The sequence below is a fragment of the Arthrobacter sp. NPDC080031 genome, assembly GCF_040702485.1.
Taxonomy (GTDB): Bacteria; Actinomycetota; Actinomycetes; order Actinomycetales; family Micrococcaceae; genus Arthrobacter.
In genome coordinates this window covers 150,366-172,152 of the sequence record NZ_JBFBLA010000010.1, presented here as the reverse complement: position 1 = coordinate 172,152, position 21,787 = coordinate 150,366, and the positions used below count along the sequence as shown (strand labels likewise).

At 63.6% G+C, this 21,787-nt stretch carries 17 protein-coding genes and 1 tRNA gene; 8 read left to right on the top strand and 10 right to left on the bottom strand.

Going from position 1 to position 21,787, the window contains the following annotated elements; translation table 11 throughout:
• Positions 1–119 precede the first annotated feature (119 nt).
• Positions 120–791 (top strand): GntR family transcriptional regulator, encoded by a 672-nt coding sequence (locus AB0323_RS10735; protein WP_366177303.1) that lies wholly within the window; start codon positions 120–122, stop codon positions 789–791.
• A gap of 9 nt (positions 792–800) precedes the next feature.
• On the opposite strand, the gene AB0323_RS10730 is transcribed toward AB0323_RS10735, so the two are convergent.
• The 4 genes from AB0323_RS10730 to AB0323_RS10715 all read right to left on the bottom strand — a co-directional run bounded on the left by AB0323_RS10730 (position 801) and on the right by AB0323_RS10715 (position 5,891).
• A complete protein-coding gene (locus AB0323_RS10730) occupies positions 801–2,210 on the bottom strand; it encodes a DUF4032 domain-containing protein (protein ID WP_366177302.1) in 1,410 nt (469 codons plus the stop codon).
• Positions 2,211–2,309: 99 nt separating this feature from the next.
• The gene (gene ugpC, locus AB0323_RS10725) at positions 2,310–3,392 is read right to left on the bottom strand and encodes a sn-glycerol-3-phosphate ABC transporter ATP-binding protein UgpC (RefSeq protein WP_364542787.1); all 1,083 of its coding nucleotides are present in this window, start codon (positions 3,390–3,392) and stop codon (positions 2,310–2,312) included.
• 194 nt (positions 3,393–3,586) lie between these two features.
• On the bottom strand, positions 3,587–4,411 hold the full coding sequence (gene otsB, locus AB0323_RS10720) for a trehalose-phosphatase (protein WP_366177301.1): 825 nt from the start codon (positions 4,409–4,411) through the stop codon (positions 3,587–3,589).
• Positions 4,401–5,891: a trehalose-6-phosphate synthase gene (locus AB0323_RS10715; protein ID WP_366177300.1), complete on the bottom strand. Its 1,491-nt coding sequence runs from the start codon at positions 5,889–5,891 to the stop codon at positions 4,401–4,403. The genes otsB and AB0323_RS10715 overlap by 11 nt, the downstream gene beginning before the upstream one ends.
• Before the next feature lie 179 nt (positions 5,892–6,070).
• Between AB0323_RS10715 and AB0323_RS10710 the strand changes: the two genes are divergently transcribed.
• On the top strand, positions 6,071–6,949 hold the full coding sequence (locus tag AB0323_RS10710; protein ID WP_366177299.1) for a thioredoxin domain-containing protein: 879 nt from the start codon (positions 6,071–6,073) through the stop codon (positions 6,947–6,949).
• 219 nt (positions 6,950–7,168) lie between these two features.
• Positions 7,169–7,242, top strand: a tRNA-Thr gene (locus AB0323_RS10705).
• A gap of 89 nt (positions 7,243–7,331) precedes the next feature.
• On the opposite strand, the gene AB0323_RS10700 is transcribed toward AB0323_RS10705, so the two are convergent.
• From AB0323_RS10700 to mobF, 3 genes are all read right to left on the bottom strand, one after another.
• Entirely contained in the window at positions 7,332–8,546 is a 1,215-nt protein-coding gene (locus AB0323_RS10700; protein WP_366177298.1) for a tyrosine-type recombinase/integrase, read from the bottom strand.
• Positions 8,547–8,570: 24 nt separating this feature from the next.
• Positions 8,571–8,783: a helix-turn-helix domain-containing protein gene (locus AB0323_RS10695; RefSeq protein WP_269998578.1), complete on the bottom strand. Its 213-nt coding sequence runs from the start codon at positions 8,781–8,783 to the stop codon at positions 8,571–8,573.
• Positions 8,784–8,895: 112 nt separating this feature from the next.
• On the bottom strand, positions 8,896–12,468 hold the full coding sequence (gene mobF / locus AB0323_RS10690; RefSeq protein WP_366177297.1) for a MobF family relaxase: 3,573 nt from the start codon (positions 12,466–12,468) through the stop codon (positions 8,896–8,898).
• A gap of 509 nt (positions 12,469–12,977) precedes the next feature.
• Here mobF and AB0323_RS10685 point away from each other — a divergent pair.
• Entirely contained in the window at positions 12,978–13,466 is a 489-nt protein-coding gene (locus AB0323_RS10685) for a helix-turn-helix domain-containing protein (RefSeq protein ID WP_366177296.1), read from the top strand.
• 14 nt (positions 13,467–13,480) lie between these two features.
• Entirely contained in the window at positions 13,481–13,750 is a 270-nt protein-coding gene (locus AB0323_RS10680) for a hypothetical protein (protein ID WP_366177295.1), read from the top strand.
• A 184-nt stretch (positions 13,751–13,934) separates the two neighbouring features.
• Here the strand turns inward: AB0323_RS10680 and AB0323_RS10675 are convergent, their stop codons facing one another.
• From AB0323_RS10675 to AB0323_RS10665, 3 genes are all read right to left on the bottom strand, one after another.
• Positions 13,935–16,130, bottom strand: coding sequence for a UvrD-helicase domain-containing protein (locus tag AB0323_RS10675; protein WP_366177294.1), 2,196 nt, complete (start codon positions 16,128–16,130; stop codon positions 13,935–13,937).
• Positions 16,131–17,056: 926 nt separating this feature from the next.
• Positions 17,057–17,248 carry an ATP-binding protein gene (locus AB0323_RS10670; protein WP_366177293.1) on the bottom strand — a complete coding sequence of 64 codons (192 nt, stop codon included), beginning with the start codon at positions 17,246–17,248 and terminating at the stop codon, positions 17,057–17,059.
• A gap of 319 nt (positions 17,249–17,567) precedes the next feature.
• Positions 17,568–18,530, bottom strand: a complete 963-nt coding sequence (locus AB0323_RS10665; protein WP_366177292.1) for a LysR family transcriptional regulator — start codon at positions 18,528–18,530, stop codon at positions 17,568–17,570.
• Between the two features lie 216 nt (positions 18,531–18,746).
• On the opposite strand from AB0323_RS10665, the gene AB0323_RS10660 reads away from it, so the two are divergent.
• The 3 genes from AB0323_RS10660 (at position 18,747) to AB0323_RS10650 (ending at position 21,698) form a co-directional block, all read left to right on the top strand.
• Entirely contained in the window at positions 18,747–19,154 is a 408-nt protein-coding gene (locus AB0323_RS10660; protein ID WP_366177291.1) for a hypothetical protein, read from the top strand.
• A gap of 18 nt (positions 19,155–19,172) precedes the next feature.
• Complete coding sequence (locus AB0323_RS10655; protein ID WP_366177290.1) at positions 19,173–20,033, top strand: alpha/beta hydrolase; 861 nt, start codon at positions 19,173–19,175, stop codon at positions 20,031–20,033.
• Between the two features lie 183 nt (positions 20,034–20,216).
• The gene (locus tag AB0323_RS10650; RefSeq protein WP_366177289.1) at positions 20,217–21,698 is read left to right on the top strand and encodes an NAD-dependent succinate-semialdehyde dehydrogenase; all 1,482 of its coding nucleotides are present in this window, start codon (positions 20,217–20,219) and stop codon (positions 21,696–21,698) included.
• Positions 21,699–21,787 lie beyond the last annotated feature (89 nt).

Below are 21,787 nucleotides of genomic sequence, written 5' to 3'. Positions count from 1 at the left end.
GTTCCAGGGGATGTAAATCACAAATATTGCACCATCTGGAATACCAGGCAGCTATGTTTCCGCCCCGTGTATGCTCGGGTGGACTGCAAGACGATGGGAAGGGAAGGTGGCCGAAGCCGATGCCCGAAACGCTGACTGGCCGCGACGACGAAGCCCGGGCCGAACAGGTCTACCAGCTGGTTCTCGAAGGAATCGTGGCGGGGAGATACGAGCAGGGGGTGCGGCTGCGTGAGCGGGAGCTCTCCGAGCTTTACAACGTTTCGCGAATCCCTGTGCGGGAAGCCATCCAACGCCTTGAGCAGGATGGTTTCGTGGAGACCTTCCCCCGCCGGGGCGCCGTGGTGCGCAAATTGACGCTCACCGACGTCAATGAACTCTTCGACGTCCGGCTCTGCCTGGAAACGTTCGCAGCCCGGATGGCGGCCGTCCGCGTCGCGGCGGGCGAACCGGGTGGTCGCTTGCAGGAACTCCTCGACGACACGAGGCAAGCGATCGACGACGACCGGACCGACGACGTCGTACGCCTCAGTGCGGCGTTCCACGCCGAAATCGTCCGGCTGTCCGGCAACCGGCTGCTCATCGAATCGGTCAAACCGCTGTTTGGGCGCATGCGCTGGATCTTCGGGCTCGCCCACAACCGCAGCAACGAACTCCAGCGCGACGAGCACATGGAACTGTGCAACGCCATCCTCGGCGGCAAGGCCGATCTCGCCTACACGCTGGCGTACTCCCACATCGAGCTCGGGCGCGAACCGGTGCTTAAGGGACTCGCGGAGACGCTGGGGCCCTGAACCCCCTCGCTAGTCGTCCGCATCCGGGTATTCGTCTTGGTCGTACCGCGACTCCTCGGTTTCAACTTCAAGGATCTTGAGCAGCGCCGTGTCCGGATTGAGCATGATGGCAGCCTCGTCACGACGGTGGCGCAGGATGGTATCCAAGTAGGACTGCACGGCTTCCGCCAAGGGGATGTGGCTGTCCTGCTTCTGGCTCATGTACCAGCGGTGTTCGAGCACTTCGTGGACCACTTCCGCCGGCTCAAGCTTGCCCGCGAGATCGCGCGGGATGGACCGGACGATGGGCTCGAAGATCTGGCTGACCCAGGTGTGGGCACTGATTTCTTCATCCATGTCCGGGTTGTTGTCCGCCCGGAATGAATCCATGTCATTGAGCAACCGGCGGGCCTGGTTCTCCTGGGCATCCAGGCCAGTGAGGCGGAGCAGCCGCCGCTGGTGGTGGCCGGCGTCGACGACCTTGGGCTGAAGCTGGATGGTGGAGCCGTCCGCAGTGGTCTTGATGGCGTATTCCTCGACATCGAAGCCGAGTTCGTTGAGGCGGCGGATGCGCGCTCCCACTCGCCAGCGTTCGCCGAGCTCGAACGACTCCTTTTCGGTGAGTTCGGCCCAAAGACGGCGGTATGAGTCCATGATGAGCTCCGACGTCGCCACAGGGTCTACCTTCTCCTCGATGAGGCCGCCTTCGAGCAGGTCCATGAGTTCCCCGGCGATGTTGACGCGGGCGATCTCGAGGTCGTACTCGCGCTGGCCCACAGACAGGTCGGGATACAGTTCGCCGGTTTCGGCGTCCACGAGGTACGCGGCGAAGGCGCCTGCGTCGCGGCGGAACAAGGTGTTGGACAACGAGACGTCGCCCCAATAGAAACCGATCAGGTGCAGGCGCACCAGAAGCAGCGCCTGGGCGTCGATGAGCCTTGTCAGGGTGTCCCGGCGCAGCATCTGGGAGAAGAGTGCCCGGTATGGCATGGAGAACTTGAGGTGCCGGGTGACCAGCACGGGGTTCAGCGGCTTGCCGTCAGGGGTGGTACGGCCGGTGATGACCGCAACCGGCTCGACGCAAGGCACATCCATCCGTGCCAGCTTGCGGAGCATGTGGTATTCGTGCCGGGCAACGTGCTCGGACGTTTCCTTGATGGCGATGACAGAGCCGGCGAGGTGCGCGAAACGCACAATGTGCCGGGAAATACCGCGGGGCAGGGCGGCCAGGTTTGCCGCAGGCCAGTCTTCGAGCGCGATGTGCCACGGCAGGTCCAGGAGCTCGGGATCCGCCGCCGCGGCGGTGATATTGAGGGATCCGCTGACGCTTGCCGGTGGTGCCGTGTCATTGGCGCTGGCAGCCTCGGTGCGCGGGAGTTTGCCGATCTGCGCGTAGTCGGTGGGTTCGTCATGCCACTTGGCACCGCTTTGCTCGGTCATAGGGTCAATTCTTCCGTATGGAGGCCGTTGTTAACGACGACGGCGGCCCGTCCACTCGGAAGGGCCGCCGTCGGTTCGATATTAGGGTGCCGGTGGGGATTAGTCGCCCAGGCGCAGGCCCGTCTTGGTGTCGAACAGGTGCACGTGGCCCGACTGCGGACGTACCCAGATGGACTCGCCCTTCATCGGAGGACGGCGGCCGTCGACGCGTGCCACGATGTCGTGGCTCTTGCCGTCAAGCGTGGTGTGGCCGTAGACGTAGGCGTCTGCGCCGAGCTCTTCGACGACGTCGACCTCAACCTGGAGGCCTTCGCCAGCGGGTGCCGTCTCGAGGTCTTCAGGGCGGGAACCGAGCGTGACCGTCTTGCCGGTGGCGTCCTCGAGGACGTCGTGCTGGACGGGGTAAACCGTGCCGCCGAACTGGACACCGCCGTCGACGACGGGCAGTTCCAGCAGGTTCATGGCGGGGGAGCCGATGAAGCCGGCAACGAACACGTTCTTCGGACGGTCGTACAGGTTGCGCGGGGTGTCGACCTGCTGCAGCAGGCCGTCCTTGAGAACGGCTACGCGGTCACCCATGGTCATGGCCTCGACCTGGTCGTGGGTCACGTAGACCGTGGTGACGCCGAGGCGGCGGGTCAGGGATGCGATCTGGGTGCGGGTCTGGACACGGAGCTTGGCGTCCAGGTTGGAAAGGGGCTCATCCATGAGGAAGACCTGCGGGTTGCGGACGATTGCGCGGCCCATGGCAACGCGCTGGCGCTGGCCACCGGACAGTGCCTTCGGCTTGCGGTCCAGGTACTGCTCCAGGTCAAGAAGCTTGGCTGCTTCGCGGACACGCTCTGCGCGCTCTTCCTTGGAGACGCCGGCGATCTTGAGCGCGAAGCCCATGTTGTCCGCAACAGTCATGTGCGGGTACAGAGCGTAGTTCTGGAAGACCATTGCGATGTCGCGGTCCTTCGGCGGGACGTCCGTGACGTCGCGGTCGCCGATCAGAATGCGGCCGGAGTTCACATCCTCGAGGCCTGCGAGCATGCGCAGGGAGGTGGACTTACCGCAACCGGAGGGTCCAACGAGGACCAGGAATTCGCCATCGGCGATGTCGATGTTGAGCTTATCGACGGCGGGCTTATCTGTGCCCGGGTACAGACGCGTAGCGTTATCAAAAGTAACTGTTGCCACAGTTATCAATCCCTTCACCGGCAGGTACGTGCCGGACGATCCGTTGTGAATGGTTCATGTTTATTCAGTTGGACTCCCCGCCCTGGGCTGGGCCCGGGCAAGGGAGACTGAGTGACGCCGCACGGTAGTTGTGCGCCACATCACAACCAAGAGTATGGCAGCAGTCCGGGTTATTCGCGTAAATGTTACGAACGTCACATGTGAGATGAGTCTCCCGAGACTGCGCGGCGACGCTCGCGAAGGACCGCCTCCAGGAGCTCGGCGACGTGGACGGGGGCCTCAACGCGGAACTCGGCCTGGGTGAAATCCAGCCCGACTTTCACCCCGACGTCGCCGGCGCCGAGCCTGGCGATCGCGTCCTCGTCCGTCACGTCGTCGCCGGCAAAAAGGATTCCGGTGGCGGAGGTGGCTTGGCGCAGGAACTCGACGGCCTCGCCCTTGGAGGAATGCACCACGGACGTCTCGAGAACCCGTTTGCCGTTCTTGAGGAAGACCCCCGGTCGGCCTTCAAGGACCGCCCGCGCGGCCGCGACAGCGTCCTCCGCCACGTCATCGGCGGCACGCCGGGTGTGGAGTACGACGCCGGCGGGCTTGTCCTCGAGGACGGTCCCCGGAGCTTCCTGCGAGATTCCGGCCAGGACCTCGCGCACCTCGGCGAGGAGCTCCCTTTGGGCTTCATCGAGCCGAAGCTCCGCCGAGCCGGGCCCCATCCAGGCCTCCGCGCCATGGCTGCCTATCAGCAGCGTTGCCTCAGGCGGGGAGGCGACCGCCCGGAGGCTGTCCAGTGCCCGCCCGGAGATGAGCGCCGTCGTCGTCCTCGGAAGTTTGGCGAGTTCAGCGAAAGCGGCGGCTGAACGCTGGAGCGGGCGCGCGGCGTCGGCATGGTCCACGATCGGGGAGATGGTGCCGTCAAAGTCCATGGCCACCAGAAGGTGGTCGGTGCCCGCGATCCTGTGGACGGCGTCGAGCAGTTCGGGCGGCAGGCTCAGCGGGGGAGTGGCGGCTGTCTCAGGAGTCATCGCGCACCACGATCTCTGCCAGCGCCGAGAGGAAGTCGGCGGACCAATGATCGACGTCGTGGTCGAGGATTTGCTTGCGCATGGACCTCATCCGGCGCCGGGATTCGTTCGGAGGCAGGTGCACGGCCCTCATGATGGTGTTCTTGAGCCCGTCGATGTCGTGCGGATTCATCAGGAGTGCTTGCTTGAGTTGATCGGCCGCGCCAGTGAACTCACTGAGGACCAAGGCACCCGTGTTGTTGGTCCGGGCTGTGACATATTCCTTGGCCACTAGGTTCATGCCGTCGCGCAACGCCGTCACCAGCATGACGTCGGCCGCAAGGTACAGGGCCACCATCTCCTCGATCGGGTAGCTGTGGTGGAGGTAGCGGACGGCAGTGTTCTGCATCGTGTCGTAGCTGCCGTTGATGTGGCCCACGGTGCCTTCAATTTCCTCACGCAAGAGCCTGTACTGCCGCACGCGCTCGCGGCTCGGGCTCGCCACCTGGATCAGCGTGGCGTCCTCTACGGTGAGCCGGCCTTCCTGGAGGAGTTCCTCGAAGGCCTTCAAGCGGTGGGGGATGCCCTTGGTGTAATCCAGGCGGTCCACGCCCAGGAGGATCGTTTTCGGGTTGCCGAGGTCCTGGCGGATCTGCCGGGCACGCTCGACGATGTCCGGGCGCGCCGCGAGTTCGCTGATCTGATCCACGGCGATGGAGATCGGGAAGGCCTGTGCTCGGGCAATATGGGTGATCCGGCCATCCGGACCCTTGACGTGGATCTGTTGCTGTTTGACGCTTGCGCCGATGAAGCGGCGTGCCGAGCGCATGAAGTTCGCCGCGTCACTGGGACGCTGGAAGCCCACTAGATCAGCGCCGAGCAGGCCTTCGATGATGGCCTGGCGCCACGGCAATTGGGCGAAGATCTCCGGCGGCGGGAACGGGATGTGGTTGAAGAAACCGATGCGCAGGTCCGGGCGTGCCTGGCGGAGGATGCTCGGCACGAGCTGGAGTTGGTAGTCCTGAACCCAGACAGTGGCTCCGTGGTCCGCGTGCTGGATAACGGCGTCGGCGAACCGCCGGTTGACCCGGCGGTAGCTGTCCCACCACGTTCGGTGGAACTCCGGAGGGGCAATGACGTCGTGGTAAAGCGGCCAGAGGGTGGCGTTGGAGAAGCCTTCGTAATAGAGCTCAACATCGTCCGTGCTGAGGTCCACGGGAATCAGGTCCATGCCGCCGTGGCTGAAGGGCTCCAACGCTTCGTCCGGGGCGCCGTGCCAGCCCACCCACGCGCCGTCGGTCTTGGTCATCATCGGCGCGAGGGCAGTCACCAGGCCGCCCGGAGAGCGGCGCCAACCTTCCTCGCCGTTTTCCCCTTCATCGCTCGTGTACCGGTCGACTGGAAGGCGGTTGGAGACCACCATGAAATCGTGTTTCCGGGCCCTTGGGGCCTCATTGCCTTCGGGTGCGCCGTCGATTTTTTCGCTTGCCGTTTCTTGCATTGCTGCCCCTTGGAGTTGCTTGTGACTCATCTCCCACCCTACCGGCGGGAATCATCAAGGACACTTGCTCGTTCCTCAGACTGGAGTCGAAGACCCCAGCAAAGCTGCCACTCTTCTCCCGTAAACTGGCCCCGTTGCCATTGCTACAACCAACGCCGTCGATCAATCACGAGGAACTGATGAGCCCCGCAAACGAACCACGCCTGTCCAAGGCAGAGCGCACCGCCCAGGCCCGCGAAAAGGCCCGCGCGATCCGCGAAGCTCAGCAGAAGAAAGACAAGCGCAACAAGTTGCTCATCGGATGGGGCATTGTGGTTGCCGTCGTGGCGATCCTCGCGGTCATTGCCCTCGTGGTCACCCAGAACATTGCCAACAACGCCCCGATCGCCGATCAGGGCCCGACGCCGGCGAACGCCAACGTACACGGCGGCGTGACGCTCCTGAAGGGCACCGATGTGGCGAAGGTGGCCGCCGGCACCGTTAGCCTTGCGTCCCTGCCGTCTGCCCCGGCCACCGCGGCCGCCACCGTGACCGCTCCCGGCGCCGAGGCTGAAGCTGGAAAACCGGTCAAGGTTGTGGCCTACATCGACTTCATCTGCCCCATTTGCAAGAACTTCGAGACCACGTACAGCCAGCAGCTGACCCAGTTGCGCAACGACGGCAAGATCACCTTGGAGTACCGTCCGTTCGGCTTCCTGGACGCCAGCTCCAGCACCAACTACTCCTCTCGCGCAGCCAACGCCGCCGCGTGCGTGGCGAACACGTCCCCGGATAAGTACTCCGCACTCGTGGACCTGCTGTACGCTCAGCAGCCCGCCGAGGGCAGTGCAGGCATTTCGGACAACGACCTCAAGAAGTTGGCCACCCAGGCGGGATCGGCGAACATCGACTCTTGCATCGACAACAAGACCTACCGGCCGTTCGTCAAGGTGGTCACCCAGGAGGCCAAGAACATTGGGATCTCCGGCACGCCCACCGTCTTCATCGACGGCCAGCAGTGGGACAACAAGTCGGACTTCATGACCGTCCTGAACGCGGCTATCGCGGCGAAGAAGTAGTTCCGGGACTTTCACGGACGCCTGGCGGAAGGCGGCACGCGCGGCCCGGCGAGGCGGTGCCGCCGCCCGCCGGCACCCGCCGTCGTACGACGGCGGGTGGCGGACCGGCAGGAGCCCACGGAATTTCCGTGGGCGGGAGGTCTTGGGCTACCCTTATCTAGCGCTCGTGCGCACTAGCTCCGGTTTGCCGGGGCAACCAGCTCCGGTCCGCCGGGGCGCGCCTCCTTAGCTCAGTTGGCCAGAGCACCGCTCTTGTAAAGCGGGGGTCGTCGGTTCGAATCCGACAGGGGGCTCTTAGTTTGGCTCTGACCTGCGGGTATGTTGATTCTGGTCAGAGCCATTTGAACTTTTTGGCGCCGGACTCACCTTTAACTCACCTGAATCAGATTTGGAGGCCGGCTTTGCCAGGCGCTTTTGGTCCCCCGTTGGCTGCGTCGAAGGCGCCGAGCACGGCCCGTGTGTCGATCGCTTCTTTGTATTCCTCGACGTAGTGCTTTCGGGTCATTGACACCTTGGAGTGCCCTGCCTGGTAGGCGGCCGTTTCGGCGCCCATGGTCCGTGCGATGAGAGTCGCGTTGGCCTTGCGGAACGTTTTGAACGTCACCCACGAGTATCCGATTTCGTCTGCCGCTTTGCGCCAGGTCTTGCCGACATTGTTCGGATCGCACACCGTTCCTGTGGATGAGGGAAAGACCAAGTCCAAGGGATTCCCAGTGGCGTTGCTGCGTTGCGTGAGCTGTCGCCTTCGAAGCGACTCGGCGAGATTTGGCGGTATGGTCACGTAGCGGAATCCGTGCTCGGATTTTGGGTGGTCTTGAATGGTGACACCCCCGGTGGAAGTACGGATGACTGTGGCGTGGACATGGACGGTCGGCGGGTCTGCGTCGAGGTCGACATCAGCCCAGGACAGTGCGAACAGTTCGCCTGGGCGTAGGCCTGTGGTGATGAGGACGTCGGCGATTTGGTGGAGTTCCTGGGACCTCGTGCGACCAAGCACCGATCCCTGTTCCCAAGCAATGAGCTTGGTCCTCAGATCCAGAAACTGTTCCGGATCCAGAGCTTGAGGCTTTGCCGCCCGACTTCTCGGGATAGAGATTCCTAGGACCGGATTGATGCTCACAGCGTCGTGGCGCAGCGCAATTTTGAACATCGACGACAACACGGCCCCGCAAGTGCGGGCCGTAGCCGGGCCGGCCGCGTCGACAACATTTCGAATGAAGTGATCCACGACGCCTGGCGTGGTCTCTCCAATGCGGACAGAGCCGATTCCAGGCAGAATGTACTTCTTGAGGGTGAACGCGTACTTGTCTTTGGTCCGCGATGCCTTGTCCGAGCGTTGCAGCTCTGCCAGGTAGACCTCTGAGAGGTCGCGGATCTGATCTGTTGCGCTGATGAGGGCGTTGCCTTGGGTCTGCCTTTTCTGCAGTTTGATTTGGAGATTTCGCCGCGCCGCAGCGGCGGATGGTCCGCGGGCTTCGATTTTCCGCGTTTGCCCGTCGAGGTCCCGGTATCTGGCCCGCGCACGCCAGCTTCTTGCTGTTGCCCGGTCAGTACGGATGAGACCCCATGTTCCGAGGGGCAGTGGGTACCTGCTCATTATCCCGTGCAGGTTTTGGGCCGGTTACGGCTCTGCGTGCAGCGACAGCCAGGCAACGAAGTCGCTTTGCCTGATTCGCAGGTGCCTGCCGATGCGGTATGCGTGCGGCCCGACGTGCTTGGCTCGCCACTGGTAGAAGGTCTGTTCGGGGATCTGTAGCTGTGCGCAGATCTCCTTCGGGGTGAGCCACTGTTGGTCAACCTCGACGGGCTGGTTGCGATTTGGCGTCGTCGTCATTGGAGTCTCCGTGGTCTTGGTCACCTGACATACTGTCAGGCTCTGTTCCAACTTCATGGGGGACAAAGGTGCAGACGGCATGACCGTGCGGAGGAGCAGCGTGATCTTGATGTCAGAGCTGCCAACCGACAGTAATGGGGCTGATCTGTTGGGAGATCGAATCTTCCAGCCACGGGCCGGGTTGTTGTTGCCGGTTGGCTTGGGACGAAGCCCGGTCGGTAACGCGCTTGAGGTGTTCGTACTGCGATGACTGTTCCCAATCGTGGTCTGCCGGTACAGGCCCCAGAGGGAGGGGTGAGTCGTCGATACCCCAGCGGTCCCTATAGATGGCAACCCTGGCGACCAGGCGGACGGTGTCTGTCGCGGTCACGTTCGGCGGGAGCGTTTCGACGAGTTTTCGTTTCCATTCAGTGTCCTGCGTCAAAGCGGCCGACGCGACTTGCTTGGCCCGCTGCCTGATCTTATGGGTTACTTGGGTGACCATGTCAGCGAGGTCGGGCCGGTTGGTATGAAGTGGTTCGGGGAGGACGGCACGATCGCCGGCTGGCACGCGGGATGAGAAGTCGACGAGCCGGGCGTGCAGAGCCGCTGCGACGTCCTTTGCACCGCCGCTTGTTTCCCAAGCGGCAGTGACAATCCGCTGAGCCCCGGGCCGGCTGGCCGCGGTCGCTCGGCGCCAGGCTGCGACGGCCGCGCCCCACGAGGGGGATTGTTGCAACACCTCAGCAATCTCCGGAGTGCGCGCCTTGATGAACCTTGTCAGATCTTCGGCGGCTGCGATCTGGGCGAGGTAGTCGTATTCCGCGCTGAGCTGGTCGAACGTGTCGGCGCTTGACCGTTCGGCGTCGCGGACTTCGTGAGCAGTCCGTTCGGCGCCTTCTGCCGCGAGCACTTCGGCGAGGATCTCCTGCCATTGCGGTTGCAAGGAGGGGTCCAGCGGTTCGTGGCCGGTGGGGTCGTTTTCGCTGACGTACGCATAATTGCCGCCGCGTCCGCGCGTCATGCTGACGTAGAGAAGCTCGCGTGTGAGACGTTCCTGGATGACGACGGTGTGGCCGGTGTCGACCGTGATTCCTTCGGAGCGGTGGGCCGTGGTCGCGTATCCCAACTCCACGGCCGACTCGACATACTCGCGGTGCAGCGTGACGATGGCGCCGGTGTCCCTCCGGACCGCCACCAGGGAGCCGTCGCGCCTGCCGACACGCACGACGTCGAGCAGGGCGCCGTTGCGGATGAAGTCACCGTTGCTGTCGGCAACGGTGCGGTCGTTGCGGCGCGCGATGACAGTGTCACCGCGGCCGGCACACAGCGTGTCCGCCAGGAGTGCTGTCTGTTCGGCGTCCACAACACCCTGGATCACGCGGTCCGCCCGGGCTCGTTCGTTGAGCATGCCGACGGTGTCGTTGTCGGCGGCAATAAGGATGGACGACCTTCCGGCCAGGATGTCGGACTGCCACTGCCGATATGCCTGACCGACCATGTCCAGATAGGTTCCATGCCGGATCCGTTGATGCTGCTCGTAGTCGCTGATGGCTGCGACGTCCCCGGCGCGGAGCTTCAACGAGGCATCCCGTTCCCAGACATTCTCGAAGCGCCAGATGGTGCTCAACCGGGCGGTCTTGCCCTGGCGGTCCAGCCAACCCAGGACACCGCCGGCGTCGATCGCGTCGAGCTGCCCGGGATCGCCCACCAACAGGACCTTCGCCCCGGCATCCCTGGCCTGGTGCACCAGGGCCGACAGCTGAAGAGTGGACACCATTGAGGCCTCGTCGACGACTACCAGCTGGTTCTGATGGAACCGCCACCGGTCCTGCTCGGCGGCGAGCCAAGCGGCTTTCTGTGCGAGCAGGGCGGTCTGCGGCCTTGACTTAGCCACAGGATTGGTGAGCCGCCGCTCTGCATCGAAGAACCGCCCAGCCCGGCGACTGGCCCCCTCGCCGGCGGACTCGTACAGCCACTTCGCGACATTCTCCGCGACCATGGACAGTTCCCGCCCGAGAACCTCGGCGCTCGCCGCCGCGGGCGCCAATCCGACTACGCTGCCGGGACCAAACTCTGCTTCCCAGGAGGTCTTGATTGCGCCGAGGGTGGTGGTCTTGCCGGTGCCTGCCGGTCCGACGACGGCGTCGAGCCGGTTCCCGCTTAGCAGGATCTCTGCAGCGGCGGCCCGCTGGTCGTCGTGCAGCCCGAATTTGCCGTGGTGCTGGTAGCCGGCGAGTTCATCCATGGCGACCATTGGCCGGACGGCGGGGCCGCCGTCGTCGTTCCTTGCTTCCATGACGGTCTCCTCGCAGGCGAGGGTCGTGGTGTCGGTGTAGAGACGGGAACCGTGGAAGTCGAAGACGCTCCGCTTGCCGAGCCGGAGATCGGGCTGCGCGTCCGCTGGGACGCTGTACCGGTAGTCGTTTAGGGGCAGCGATTGGGCTTCGGCAGCGGTGGTGACCGCGTCGATCAAGGCGTTGCGGTCCTCCGGTGTGTGGCAGCGGATCGCGACGCAGACCCGTTCGGTCTCGGCGAGGAGGTTCCAGCGGTTCCAGGTGGCGCGCTTGGTGGCGACCCGCTCCCGGGTGAGCGACGCGACGGCGTCCACCCAGTCGGCGGTGAAGTCTGACGAGCGGAAAGGGGCAGTCCGCGACCTCCGGACGGTGTTGGCCAGCACGAGTCGGGGGTCGAAGCCCGTGGCTTCAGCGCGTGCCCGCCACTGTACGGAGAGTTGGTGCAGGGGCGCGATGGTTTCGGCTTTGGGGGTTCGTGTGGAGAGAGTTGCCTGCTGGCGGAGCTTGATGGTGGTTGTCGCTGTTGGGGGTTTGCCGTGGGCCTCGGTCCATGCGGCTACGAGGCGGTCGGTTTCTTGATCGATGAGGCGGGAGCGGTGGGAGAATTCGCGGATCAATGTGTCGTGGATCCCGGTAAGCTGCGGGCTGGGGTTATGGGTGCTGGCTGCGGGTCCCCGGATGTCGATGTCGGTCCCGAGGCGGCAGTGGAGGGAGTCGAAGAGCAGTCCGTTATAGTGCTCACTGGCGGCAACCGCAGCCTTGTAGAGCGTCCTTGAGTCGAGGGTGACCCAGGCGCCGTCGGTGATCCGCTGGACGCGGTTGGCGATGACCAGATGCGTGTGCAGTTGCGGGTCCCCTGAACGTGACTCCCAGTGGTCGAAGGCGGCGGCGATGGCGCCGTGGGTGCCGATACGCGCGACGCCGTTGCGCCCGCCCCGGGTGTGGATGGCCGATTCCTCGAGCCAGTTCAGTGCGGCGGTGACGGCGTCGTGGTGGGTCTGCAGGATCTGGTCCTGGACTGACCTGGGGCTTAGCGCCCAGAGCACGGACACCGACTTGGGAACGCTGAAGGTCAGGTCGAAACCGGCGACCGCGCGCCGCGTGCCGGCCTGTCCCTGGCTGTTTTGGACGAGTGTGGGTTGGCCGTGGGGTCGGCCCAGGGGAGCGCCGGTGTCCGGATGGACAGTTTCGTCGAAGATGGCTTTGGCATCGGTTTCGGTGACTGGGTCGCCGCAGGCTCGGGTGATGCCGCCCAGGCCGCTACCGAGCCAGCGCCCCTGCGGTGTCCCGGCCTTCATGTAGTAGCTTGTCGCGTCCGGAGGAGTCGGCGACAAATCATCCATCATCGTGGTCTTGAACAGGTACCTCAGACCCGACAGCGCGGAGAGCCGGGCGATGGACATGGTCATGGCCGTCTCCGTGTCCGCCGTCGGCGGTTTCGCTGCCCGTCGCTGCAGCTCGTAGAGCAGAATCGCTGGGAGGTGAGAGACTGTTCGAAGTCTTGACCACATTCACCGCAAGTCTTCCCATTCACGTCGGTTCATCAACGACGAGCCCGCCTGCTACATGACAGCCCGTGAGCCGATGCTCACGGCTCGAGCCTTGGGTGCCAGAGGTGTGCATGATGCGGATGTTCAAATGATGCACATGCTCCTTCAGCGGGTCGAGGGATGAGGATTGTTAACCGCTTTGCGTTGCGGCTTAGATGGACGCAGATGCGGCGCGAGCGTAGAAGGCGTCGAGGGCGAGGTAACCGAATTTTCAAGGTGCGAGACCGTTTCCTGGCTTAGCACGACGAATTGTGCGATGAGATCCGCAGATAGCAGCACTGAGCCGAGGCCGCCCGGACTTCAACCTAACGAGCCGCCGCATAACCAATCGGCCGGGGCTGATAAGCTTACTAATATAGGGGGCCGAGATGACGATCACCAGCGCCGACCACGCAATCGATCTGGCACGCCGCGCGTTGGCCCGAGAGGATCTGGGCCGTCTGGACTATTTGCGGGCCTTACGGGAAGCGGTGCAGCAAGGATTGCCGCAGCGCGACATAGCCAAAGCCCTGCACATCACGCAGTCCGCGATCAGCCAGGCGCTGACGAAAGCTGAATCCAGGGGCGTGAAGGCGATTCCGGAAGGGTTCAGCGGAGCCAGCCCCTACGAAATCGCGGAGCGTTACGTCTCCGGGGACATTGACCGCAACGAGATGATCCGCCAGCTCTCCGCGTGGCCCTATGTGAAAGCCCCGGATCACACTGAACAGGTGTCCATGGAGTGGAAGGCGATCCTTCCCCCGGACCCTCCCGGAACATTCGAAGAAGTGGGGGAAGCTTTCGACAAGGGTCTGATCGACGGTGACGCTTACGACATCATCCTGGACGCGGCCGAAGACGCTCCCGACGTGCCGTGACTACGCTGTAGAGCGTGACTACCGACGATCAGGCCGCCGCGCACCGTGCCCATCTGGAACGCCTGTGCGCTGATGGCCGACCGCTGACGGCCCATTCCCGGTACGCTACAACCCAGAATCCGGGATCGTTCAACGTGAAACGGCAGCAACCGCGCCACGAACGACGCAGTCTGCACAACGAGATCCTTGCAGCCGTCGTCGCAGCGCATCCGGAAGTGCTCCGGAACCGCAAAGCCATCGTCCTTGCCGGGGGGCCGGGAAATCCACCGCGCAGGACGCGCTGATCGCCGAGACACGGACTGCCCCGGAGCGCTGGTTGTCCATCAACCCATGAGTGGAAGCCCGGCGCTGCCCGTCATTGGCTAACGGGTGGCCTCAGGTGTTGCGGCCATATCGGGCTCCTTGCCACCAGGCTTGCCATTCTGCGTGTCGAGTCGGATATGCCGTTAACTCCACAGTCCCTTCATTTCACCTTGAAGATTCCGGCCCTGCCTGTGGAACTCTCAGCTTGTTCGTGCTGGGGGAGGTGTTGGTGGTTTCGGCATAGGTCGTGGTGTTCATGGTTCCTGTGCAGGCGGGGTATTCGCTACAGCCGTAGAAGGTGCCGTATTTGCCGGAGCGTTGGGTCGTGAATCCGTTGCCGCATGTGGGGCAGATGACCGTGTGCATGGTTTGTCCGTTGGGGTTTTGCACGGTGAGGCCGTGATCCCTGATCAGTTCCTTGATGAAGGCGGATTCCTGGTGCTCGACGGTTAGGAGCAGCACGGATCGTTTGGCCCGGGTCAGGGTGACGTAGAAGAGGCGCCCTTCCTCGGCCAAGGGACAAACGTCGCCGTGGGGCATCGCAAGTTCGAGCACGGGATCATCGGTGATGGTGCTGGGAAATCCGTATCTGCCTTGGGTCATTCCCAGAACCACGATGTCATCAGCTTCGAGGCCTTTTGCGCCGTGGACGGTCCCGATCTGGATTTTCAGGTGCTCCCACCCGTTTCCGTAGCCGCGGGGGATGCTCTGGAGCAGGTGACGGTACCGGGCGAGGATACGGACCTGGACTATTCCTCCGGTTCCGGCACCTACCTCACGATTCAGTTGGTCCAGATAGGTGGTCACGGCTCCGGCGAACCTATCGCCGTTGTTAGCGAACCGGTTCGCGTCGCTCACCGCGACGATGCTGACCGGAGTCCCGGTTTCCGGGGTCAGGGATTTGACCTTCTTGGGCAGTTGTCGGGGGTTTTTCTGGATGAAGTCACTGGAGATGTCGCAGAGGGTTTGCGGGGACCGGAACGTTCGTTCCAGGCGCAGGGTCTGACCGGGGCCGAACCAGCGGTGGAAGTCCGTCATGACGGACAGGTCCGCGCCGGCGAACCTGTTGATGCTTTGCCAGTCGTCCCCGACCGCGAACAGGTACCTGTCGGACTGATTGACCAGGGCCCGCACGAGCCGGGCCCTGGCGTGGCTGGCGTCCTGCATTTCATCGACCATGACCAGTTCGTATCCGCTGGTCCACCAGCCGGCTTCGATATGGTCCGCGGCGAGGTTGAGCATGTCCTCGAAATCGATGTAGTTCTCCGCAGCGAGTTCCTGCTCCCATCTGTTGCGGATCGCCTCGAACAGGGTCAGGAAGATCGAATGCCGGAACCGGTTCCTGAGCCCGGGCCGGGATTGGAGACTGTCCCGGAGCGCCGCGTCATCGAGCCGGTTGCTTTTCGCGTGGATCAGGAAGGTCCGAAACGTCCGTACCAGGTCCGCGTTCTCGATCACCGGGCGCCGGGGAACGGCCCTGTCGGGGTTGGGGTCCAGGGCGATGCCGCGGCTGGTGAGTTCCTTTTCCAGGTAGCTGAACGCGGTTCCGTCCCAGATTCCTGCCATGCTGGTCTCCAGCAGGGTTGTCCCGTACCGCTGGTGGGTTGCTCGTTTCCATTTGACCCCCTCGAGGTACCCTTCGAACCCGGTGCGGGGCGGGCGCCCGTTTGCATCCAGAGCGAAATGCTCGTGGTAAAGGTCAACGTCGGGGTAGTAGAAATCGGGGCAGTACTGGCGATGTTCAGCATCGGTGGTGTCGTGATCGTACCGTGCTTCGTACCGGTACTTGACCCCGTTGTAGAACAGCCAGTCAGCAATCATCCGTTCGCCCTGGCTTTTGACGACTTCGCCTTGCAGGGTCCGAAATCCCGAAGCCTTCGTGGCGGTGTCCCAGTCTTCGGGGTTCTCCTGTTCCTGCCCGAATTCGGGCAGGTCACTGCCGAACACGATACGGAAAAGGTCCCACCACGTCCGGAACCGGGGAGCGGTATCCCTGAGCCCGTCAACCAAGCGCATCAAATGATCATTGTCCTGTCCACTGTCCAGCCACGGGGCCAGGGCAGGTTTCCGGCCGGTGGCCTGACCAATGACCTCCAGCCCGAACGCGTGGAAGGTGCGGGCGGCAACCTGCTCACCGTCGAGTCCGAGCGGATGCAGACGGTCCTTGACGCGCTGTTGGAGTTCCTCGGCCGCGTCCTTGTTGAAAGCCAGCAGCAGGATCTTTTCCGCCGGGACGAGGTTACGGTGCAAGGCGTACGCGGTTTTGGCGACCATGGTGGAGGTCTTCCCGGAACCGGCCGAGGCTATGACCTGCACCCTGTTATCGAAACAGATCACGGCGCGGGCCTGCTCCAGGGTCAACGGTGAATGCTCAACCCTGTCAAACAAGTCAGCACAGGATGCCAACTCGGACTTCATATAATCCGCGTTCAACCCAGCAATGTACTGGCCAAGGTCCGCGCTCCATAACCGGATTGCTTCCTGGACAGTATTGTCCAGAGCGGCTATGTGGTCGGCCAGGAGCGGTTCGCGCAGGAGATCCCCGAACCCGTTTCCAGGTTTCAGTCCTTCCCACCGCAGCCGAAAGTCCCGGCTCAGCCATCGCCGCCCAGCCGCAGAGGGCAGGGCTGCATTGAAGAACCCTGCCGCCCAGACTTGAACGCTAGCGATCCTCCGGTCAAATGAAGCCTTGAGAGCCGCCACCCTCAGCATCAGGTCAACGGCCCGCCCCAGTTCCCGGGCGGATCGGGAAGGGATACCCCGCAGCAGAATGCACCGCCCCTCGTACGGCACTACAACGCTGGACCACAACAAGCCCGGCAGCACTATCGGCGAAGTCAGTGCCTCCAGACCGACACGAAATGACGTCCCGTCTTCGTGGACCGTCAGAACATCATCAACAACGACCAGCTCCCAACTGCCGGAACCAGTGACAAGCTTCCCGGACCATGACGGCCCCCAGGTCCTCAACATCCGTTCCCCCGCTGGTGTCGTCGCTGGTCCGGCCCACAAAAGGGGAGCCGGCTAAAGGAGCGGCTGGGCCAACGAGTATCCACACCGTCCACCATCAAGTATGACAGCGCTGTAGCGGCTATCTGTGGGGGCAGGTGAACGTGAAATGTCCGTTGCTTGGCGGCGACCACGATCTTGTCGCCCATGTGGGCGACGACGAACAATAAGGTGCCGCTGGCGGCTCATGATACGCAGCGTCGTGGGTCCGTGCGGACGGCTTCGAAGGTCCACAAGGACGTCACGGTCACGAGGATTTAAACCGCGATGCTATCGACTCACGGACGGCGGCGATCTCGACATCGCCGCCGGTCTCTTCTGTAAGCATTTTGGCTGTCCTCGACGGTGACACCAACCACGCCCCCATCATTCCGCAAGAGGTTGACGGCAACGTCGTGTGCCTCGGCATCTAGGCTATTCCACACCAGTTCGACCACGGCTTGCTGGCGGACCGAGTTCCCCGGCGTCATCCCCGGGATCGAAGTGGCGGTGCATCGCCCAGCCGAGGTCGGCGACGGCAGCGCGGACCCGGCGATCGGTGTTAACGGCGCCGAGCGCGGGCAAAGAACCAGGGAAACCGGCTCCTCAAGCGCAACTTCCGCGACCACAGTCCGGGCCGGCAAGGTCGCCCAGGTGATCGTTGGCGGCAGGGCAGAACCACAAGGCCATCCGCCTGCCCGGCGTTGCGGTCAATGTCAGGGAGCCCCTCAACCGATGCCTTGGCGGGCAACCAGTACACAGAGACGATATCGGCGGCACTTCTTGACTGCACTGCGCCCGTCAGCGGCGCTAATGGGCCCGGAGTGAAGAGGATAGCGAGGCAGCCCGACGGGAGTCGACGAGGTTCGGGACGCCTCCGAAGGAGGCCAGGGTCCGGGCGGTCTCGACGAACTCGCGTGCCAGCTCGTCGTTGACGTCAGTGCGCCAGGCAATCGACAGCGGAGAGGGCGGGACGTCTCTGACCGGGATGAACGACAGTCCCGGACGGTCATAGAAACGCTGGGTGGAGGCTTGAGTGAACGCAATTCCCCGCTCACCCATGATGGCTTCGAAACACTCGTCGACGGTGGCTACCTGAGTGCCCAGACGGACCGGCGCCCCGCCGCGGGCCTGGGTTGCGAGCCAGAAATCCCGCCATTTATCCGGAGCCTTGCGGGCGACGAAGGGCTCATCGACGACTTGTTCCACCGAGACCTCGGACAGTCCGGCAAAGCGGGAACTGCTGGCAACTACAAGGACCCGTGGCTCAATGAAGAGGGTCTCCATGGCGAGCCAGTCAGCCGCCGGCAGCGGAGGCCGCACAAATGCCACGTCAGCGCTTCCGTCGGCAAGCCCGGCGGTAGGGTCTGCGAAATCGAAGGACCTCATCTGGACGTGGATTTCCGGATGGTTGTTCTTGAAGGCGGCAAGGATCCGTGGCGTCAGTTCAGCTGCCGCGTTGGCCTGAAAGCCGACTATCAGGGTGCCCCTCACGCCGTTGGCAGCCTCGCGCGTCAACGAAACGGCGCGCTGCGCAGCGGATATAAGGCGTTTTGCTTCACCCAGCAGAACATCTCCCGCGCTCGTCAGGGAGACGCTCCGGCTGGTCCGTATCAGCAGGGGAGTGCCCAAAGAGTGTTCAAACTTCCGTATTTGGACGCTAAGGGATGGCTGGGCGATGTGAAGCCGGGCAGCGGCTCGCCCGAAATGCAGCTCTTCCGCGACGGCGACGAAGTACTGCAGGACGCGCAGGTCAAGCTGTGGCTGCTGCATCGTTCAACTCTAAGCTCGGCCACGATCGGGGTCCAATAGTTTCAGGCTATCGGTGGATAGGGGACAGGTATTGGACCGTTCGGGGCAACGGGGACTGCAATGGAAACAGCGAAGGGTTGCAAACGGAGACAGCCGCAAAGGCACTCCAGAGACCCGCTTTAGAGGCTCGGACAGAGAAGCCCTACCCTCCGCCAGACCAACGAGAGGAACAACGAAATGACGGTCGCAACACGTGCCCCTTCTGTAGCAGCCTGGGTTCAGAGCTTCACTGAGGCCAACAATCAGGACCCGGAAATTCAGGCCCACGGCAAGTACTTCACGTGCTCCTACCTGCTGGACATGGAGGCGCACACCTTTGTTGTCCGGGTGGAGTCGGGCACCATCGCCCAGATTTCCGTGGACCCGGGACCCATCGACGTGCCCTACCAGTTCGCCATCCGGGCCAGCGCCCACACCTGGGGTGAATTTGGCAAGCCGGTCCCGGCTCCCATGTACCACGGCATCTGGGCCGCCACTTTCCAGCGCGACATGAAACTGGAGGGCGACGTCCTGGTCCTGATGCAGAACCTTCGCTGCATCACCCGCCAGATCGAACTGCTGCGCTCCACCGGCGCACCCGTCTAGACCATAGGAGTTCCTGACATGAGCAAAATTTCCTCCGTCACCGGCCACTACGTCACCGTCGACGTGGACGGCCTCGAATACAAGGTTTTCTACCTCGAAAACGGCCAGGGCCAGCCCCTCGTCTGCCAGCACACCGCAGGAGCCCACAACCACCAATGGCGCGGCCTGCTGGAGGACCCGGAGATTACCGCCAACTACCGCGTCATCGCCTACGACCTCCCCCGCCACGGCAAATCAGACCCGCCGGAAAACACCCAGTGGTGGACCGAGGAGTACCAGCTCAGCGCGGACCACTACGCCAACTTCATCGTCGCCCTCGTGGATGCACTGGAACTGGTTGACCCCATCTTCATGGGATCCTCCTTCGGCGGCAACATAGCGCTGCAGCTCGCCCACCGCTTCCCGGAGAGGTTCGACGCCGTCATCCCCGTGGAGGGAGCGGACTACTCACCGGGGTTCTACCTCGACTGGTGGCAGCACCCCCACGCCAACGCCGCGCAGGTGTGCGGCAGCGGCACCTGGGACCTCATGGCCCCGCAATCGCCTGAGGCGGACCGCTGGAAAACGTGGTTCTACTACACCCAGGGTTCCGAGGCCTTCAAGGGCGACCTGTACTTCTACTCGGTGGACCACGATCTGCGCGGGAAACTGGGCGAAATCCAGACCGATAAGTGCGCGGTGGTTCTGATGACCGGCGAGTACGACTACCTCACGACCCCTGAAGATGGAGCCCGCACCGCGAGCCAGATCCCGGATGCAGAGTTCATCGAGATGAAAGCCATCGGGCACTTCCCGATGAGCGAGAACTACCCGGTCTTCAAGGGATACCTCGTTCGGGCTTTGGACCTGATCCGCAGCAAGACAAGCGTCCGGGCCTAACCGATTCGCACCTGAGGGGTCGGTGCCGGCCCAGGAGGGTCAGCATCGACCCCGCCGCCTCAATGGTGAAGAAGCACAGAAGAGCTAACGTCCTGATGCCTTGGCAGCCGAACCGCATCAAAACTGCTGAAGGTCGGGCTGCCGCCGCTACGACTTCCTTCAAACCACTTGGAGATAGAAACGATGTCAATATACGCCCAGCCTGAAGGCGCGCTGCTGGCCTCCGTGCCGAGGAACCTGCTGATCAACGGCGAATGGCGTCCGGCCGCGTCCGGGAAGACCTTCGACGTCGAGGACCCCGCCACCGGGAAGGTCCTGCTCAGCATTGCCGACGCCGGTCCCGAGGACGGCATGGCTGCCCTGGACGCGGCCGCTGCCGCGCAGGAGTCCTGGGCCAAGGTCCCGCCCCGCGAACGTGGGGAAATCCTGCGCCGCGCCTTCGAGATGGTGACGGAGCGCGCGGAGGACTTCGCGCTGCTGATGACCCTGGAGATGGGCAAGCCGCTGGTCGAGGCCCGCGGCGAGGTCACCTACGGCGCGGAATTCCTGCGCTGGTTCTCCGAGGAAGCCGTCCGTGCGTTCGGCCGCTACTCGGTCTCCCCGGACGGCAAGTCCCGGCTGCTGGTGACCAAGAAGCCCGTGGGCCCGTGCCTGCTGATCACGCCGTGGAACTTCCCGCTGGCCATGGCCACCCGCAAGATCGCCCCGGCCGTCGCCGCCGGCTGCACGATGGTGCTCAAGTCCGCGAACCTGACCCCGCTGACGTCCCAGCTGTTCGCTGCCGTGATGCAGGAAGCGGGCCTGCCCGCCGGTGTCCTGAACGTCATCCCCACCTCCACGGCCGGCGCCACCACGGGTCCGCTGATCAAAGATTCCCGGCTGAGGAAGCTGTCCTTCACCGGTTCCACCGAGGTTGGCCGCCGGCTGCTCTCTGACGCGTCCGAGACCGTCCTGCGGACTTCGATGGAGCTCGGTGGCAACGCCCCGTTCGTAGTGTTCGAGGACGCCGATATTGACGCGGCCGTGGCCGGCGCGATGCTGGCGAAGCTGCGAAACATGGGCGAGGCCTGCACCGCGGCAAACCGGTTCATCGTCCACGAGTCCGTCGCACAGGAGTTCGCGAGGAAGTTCACCTCCAAGATGGCGGATATGACCACCGCCCGCGGCACCGAACCCGAATCCAAGGTCGGTCCGCTGATCGACGCCAAGAGCCGGGACAAAGTCCACGAGCTCGTCACTGACGCCGTGAGCGAAGGCGCCGTCCTCATCATGGGCGGAGCGCCGGTAGACGGGCCAGGCTCCTTCTATCAACCCACCCTTCTCCTCGACGTCCCCGAGGGCACCCGGATCCTGTCCGAGGAAATCTTCGGACCCGTCGCGCCGATCATCACCTTTAACACCGAGGACGAGGCCGTCCGGCTCGCGAACAACACCGAGTACGGTCTGGTAGCCTACGTCTTCACCAGGGACCTCAACCGTGGGATCCGGATGGGCGAACGCCTCGAGACCGGCATGCTCGGCCTGAACACTGGTGTTGTGTCCAACGCGGCCGCCCCCTTCGGCGGGGTCAAGCAGTCGGGCCTGGGTCGCGAAGGCGGCCTCGAGGGCATCGAGGAATACCTCTACACCCAGTACATCGGCATCGCCGACCCCTACACCGGCTGACTTACACCCCAAACCGCAAGGCGTCTCCCTTCCTCGCAGTATGGGAGGTGACTGCCCCCCGGACCTGGTGAATCCTTGACGTAGCGAGC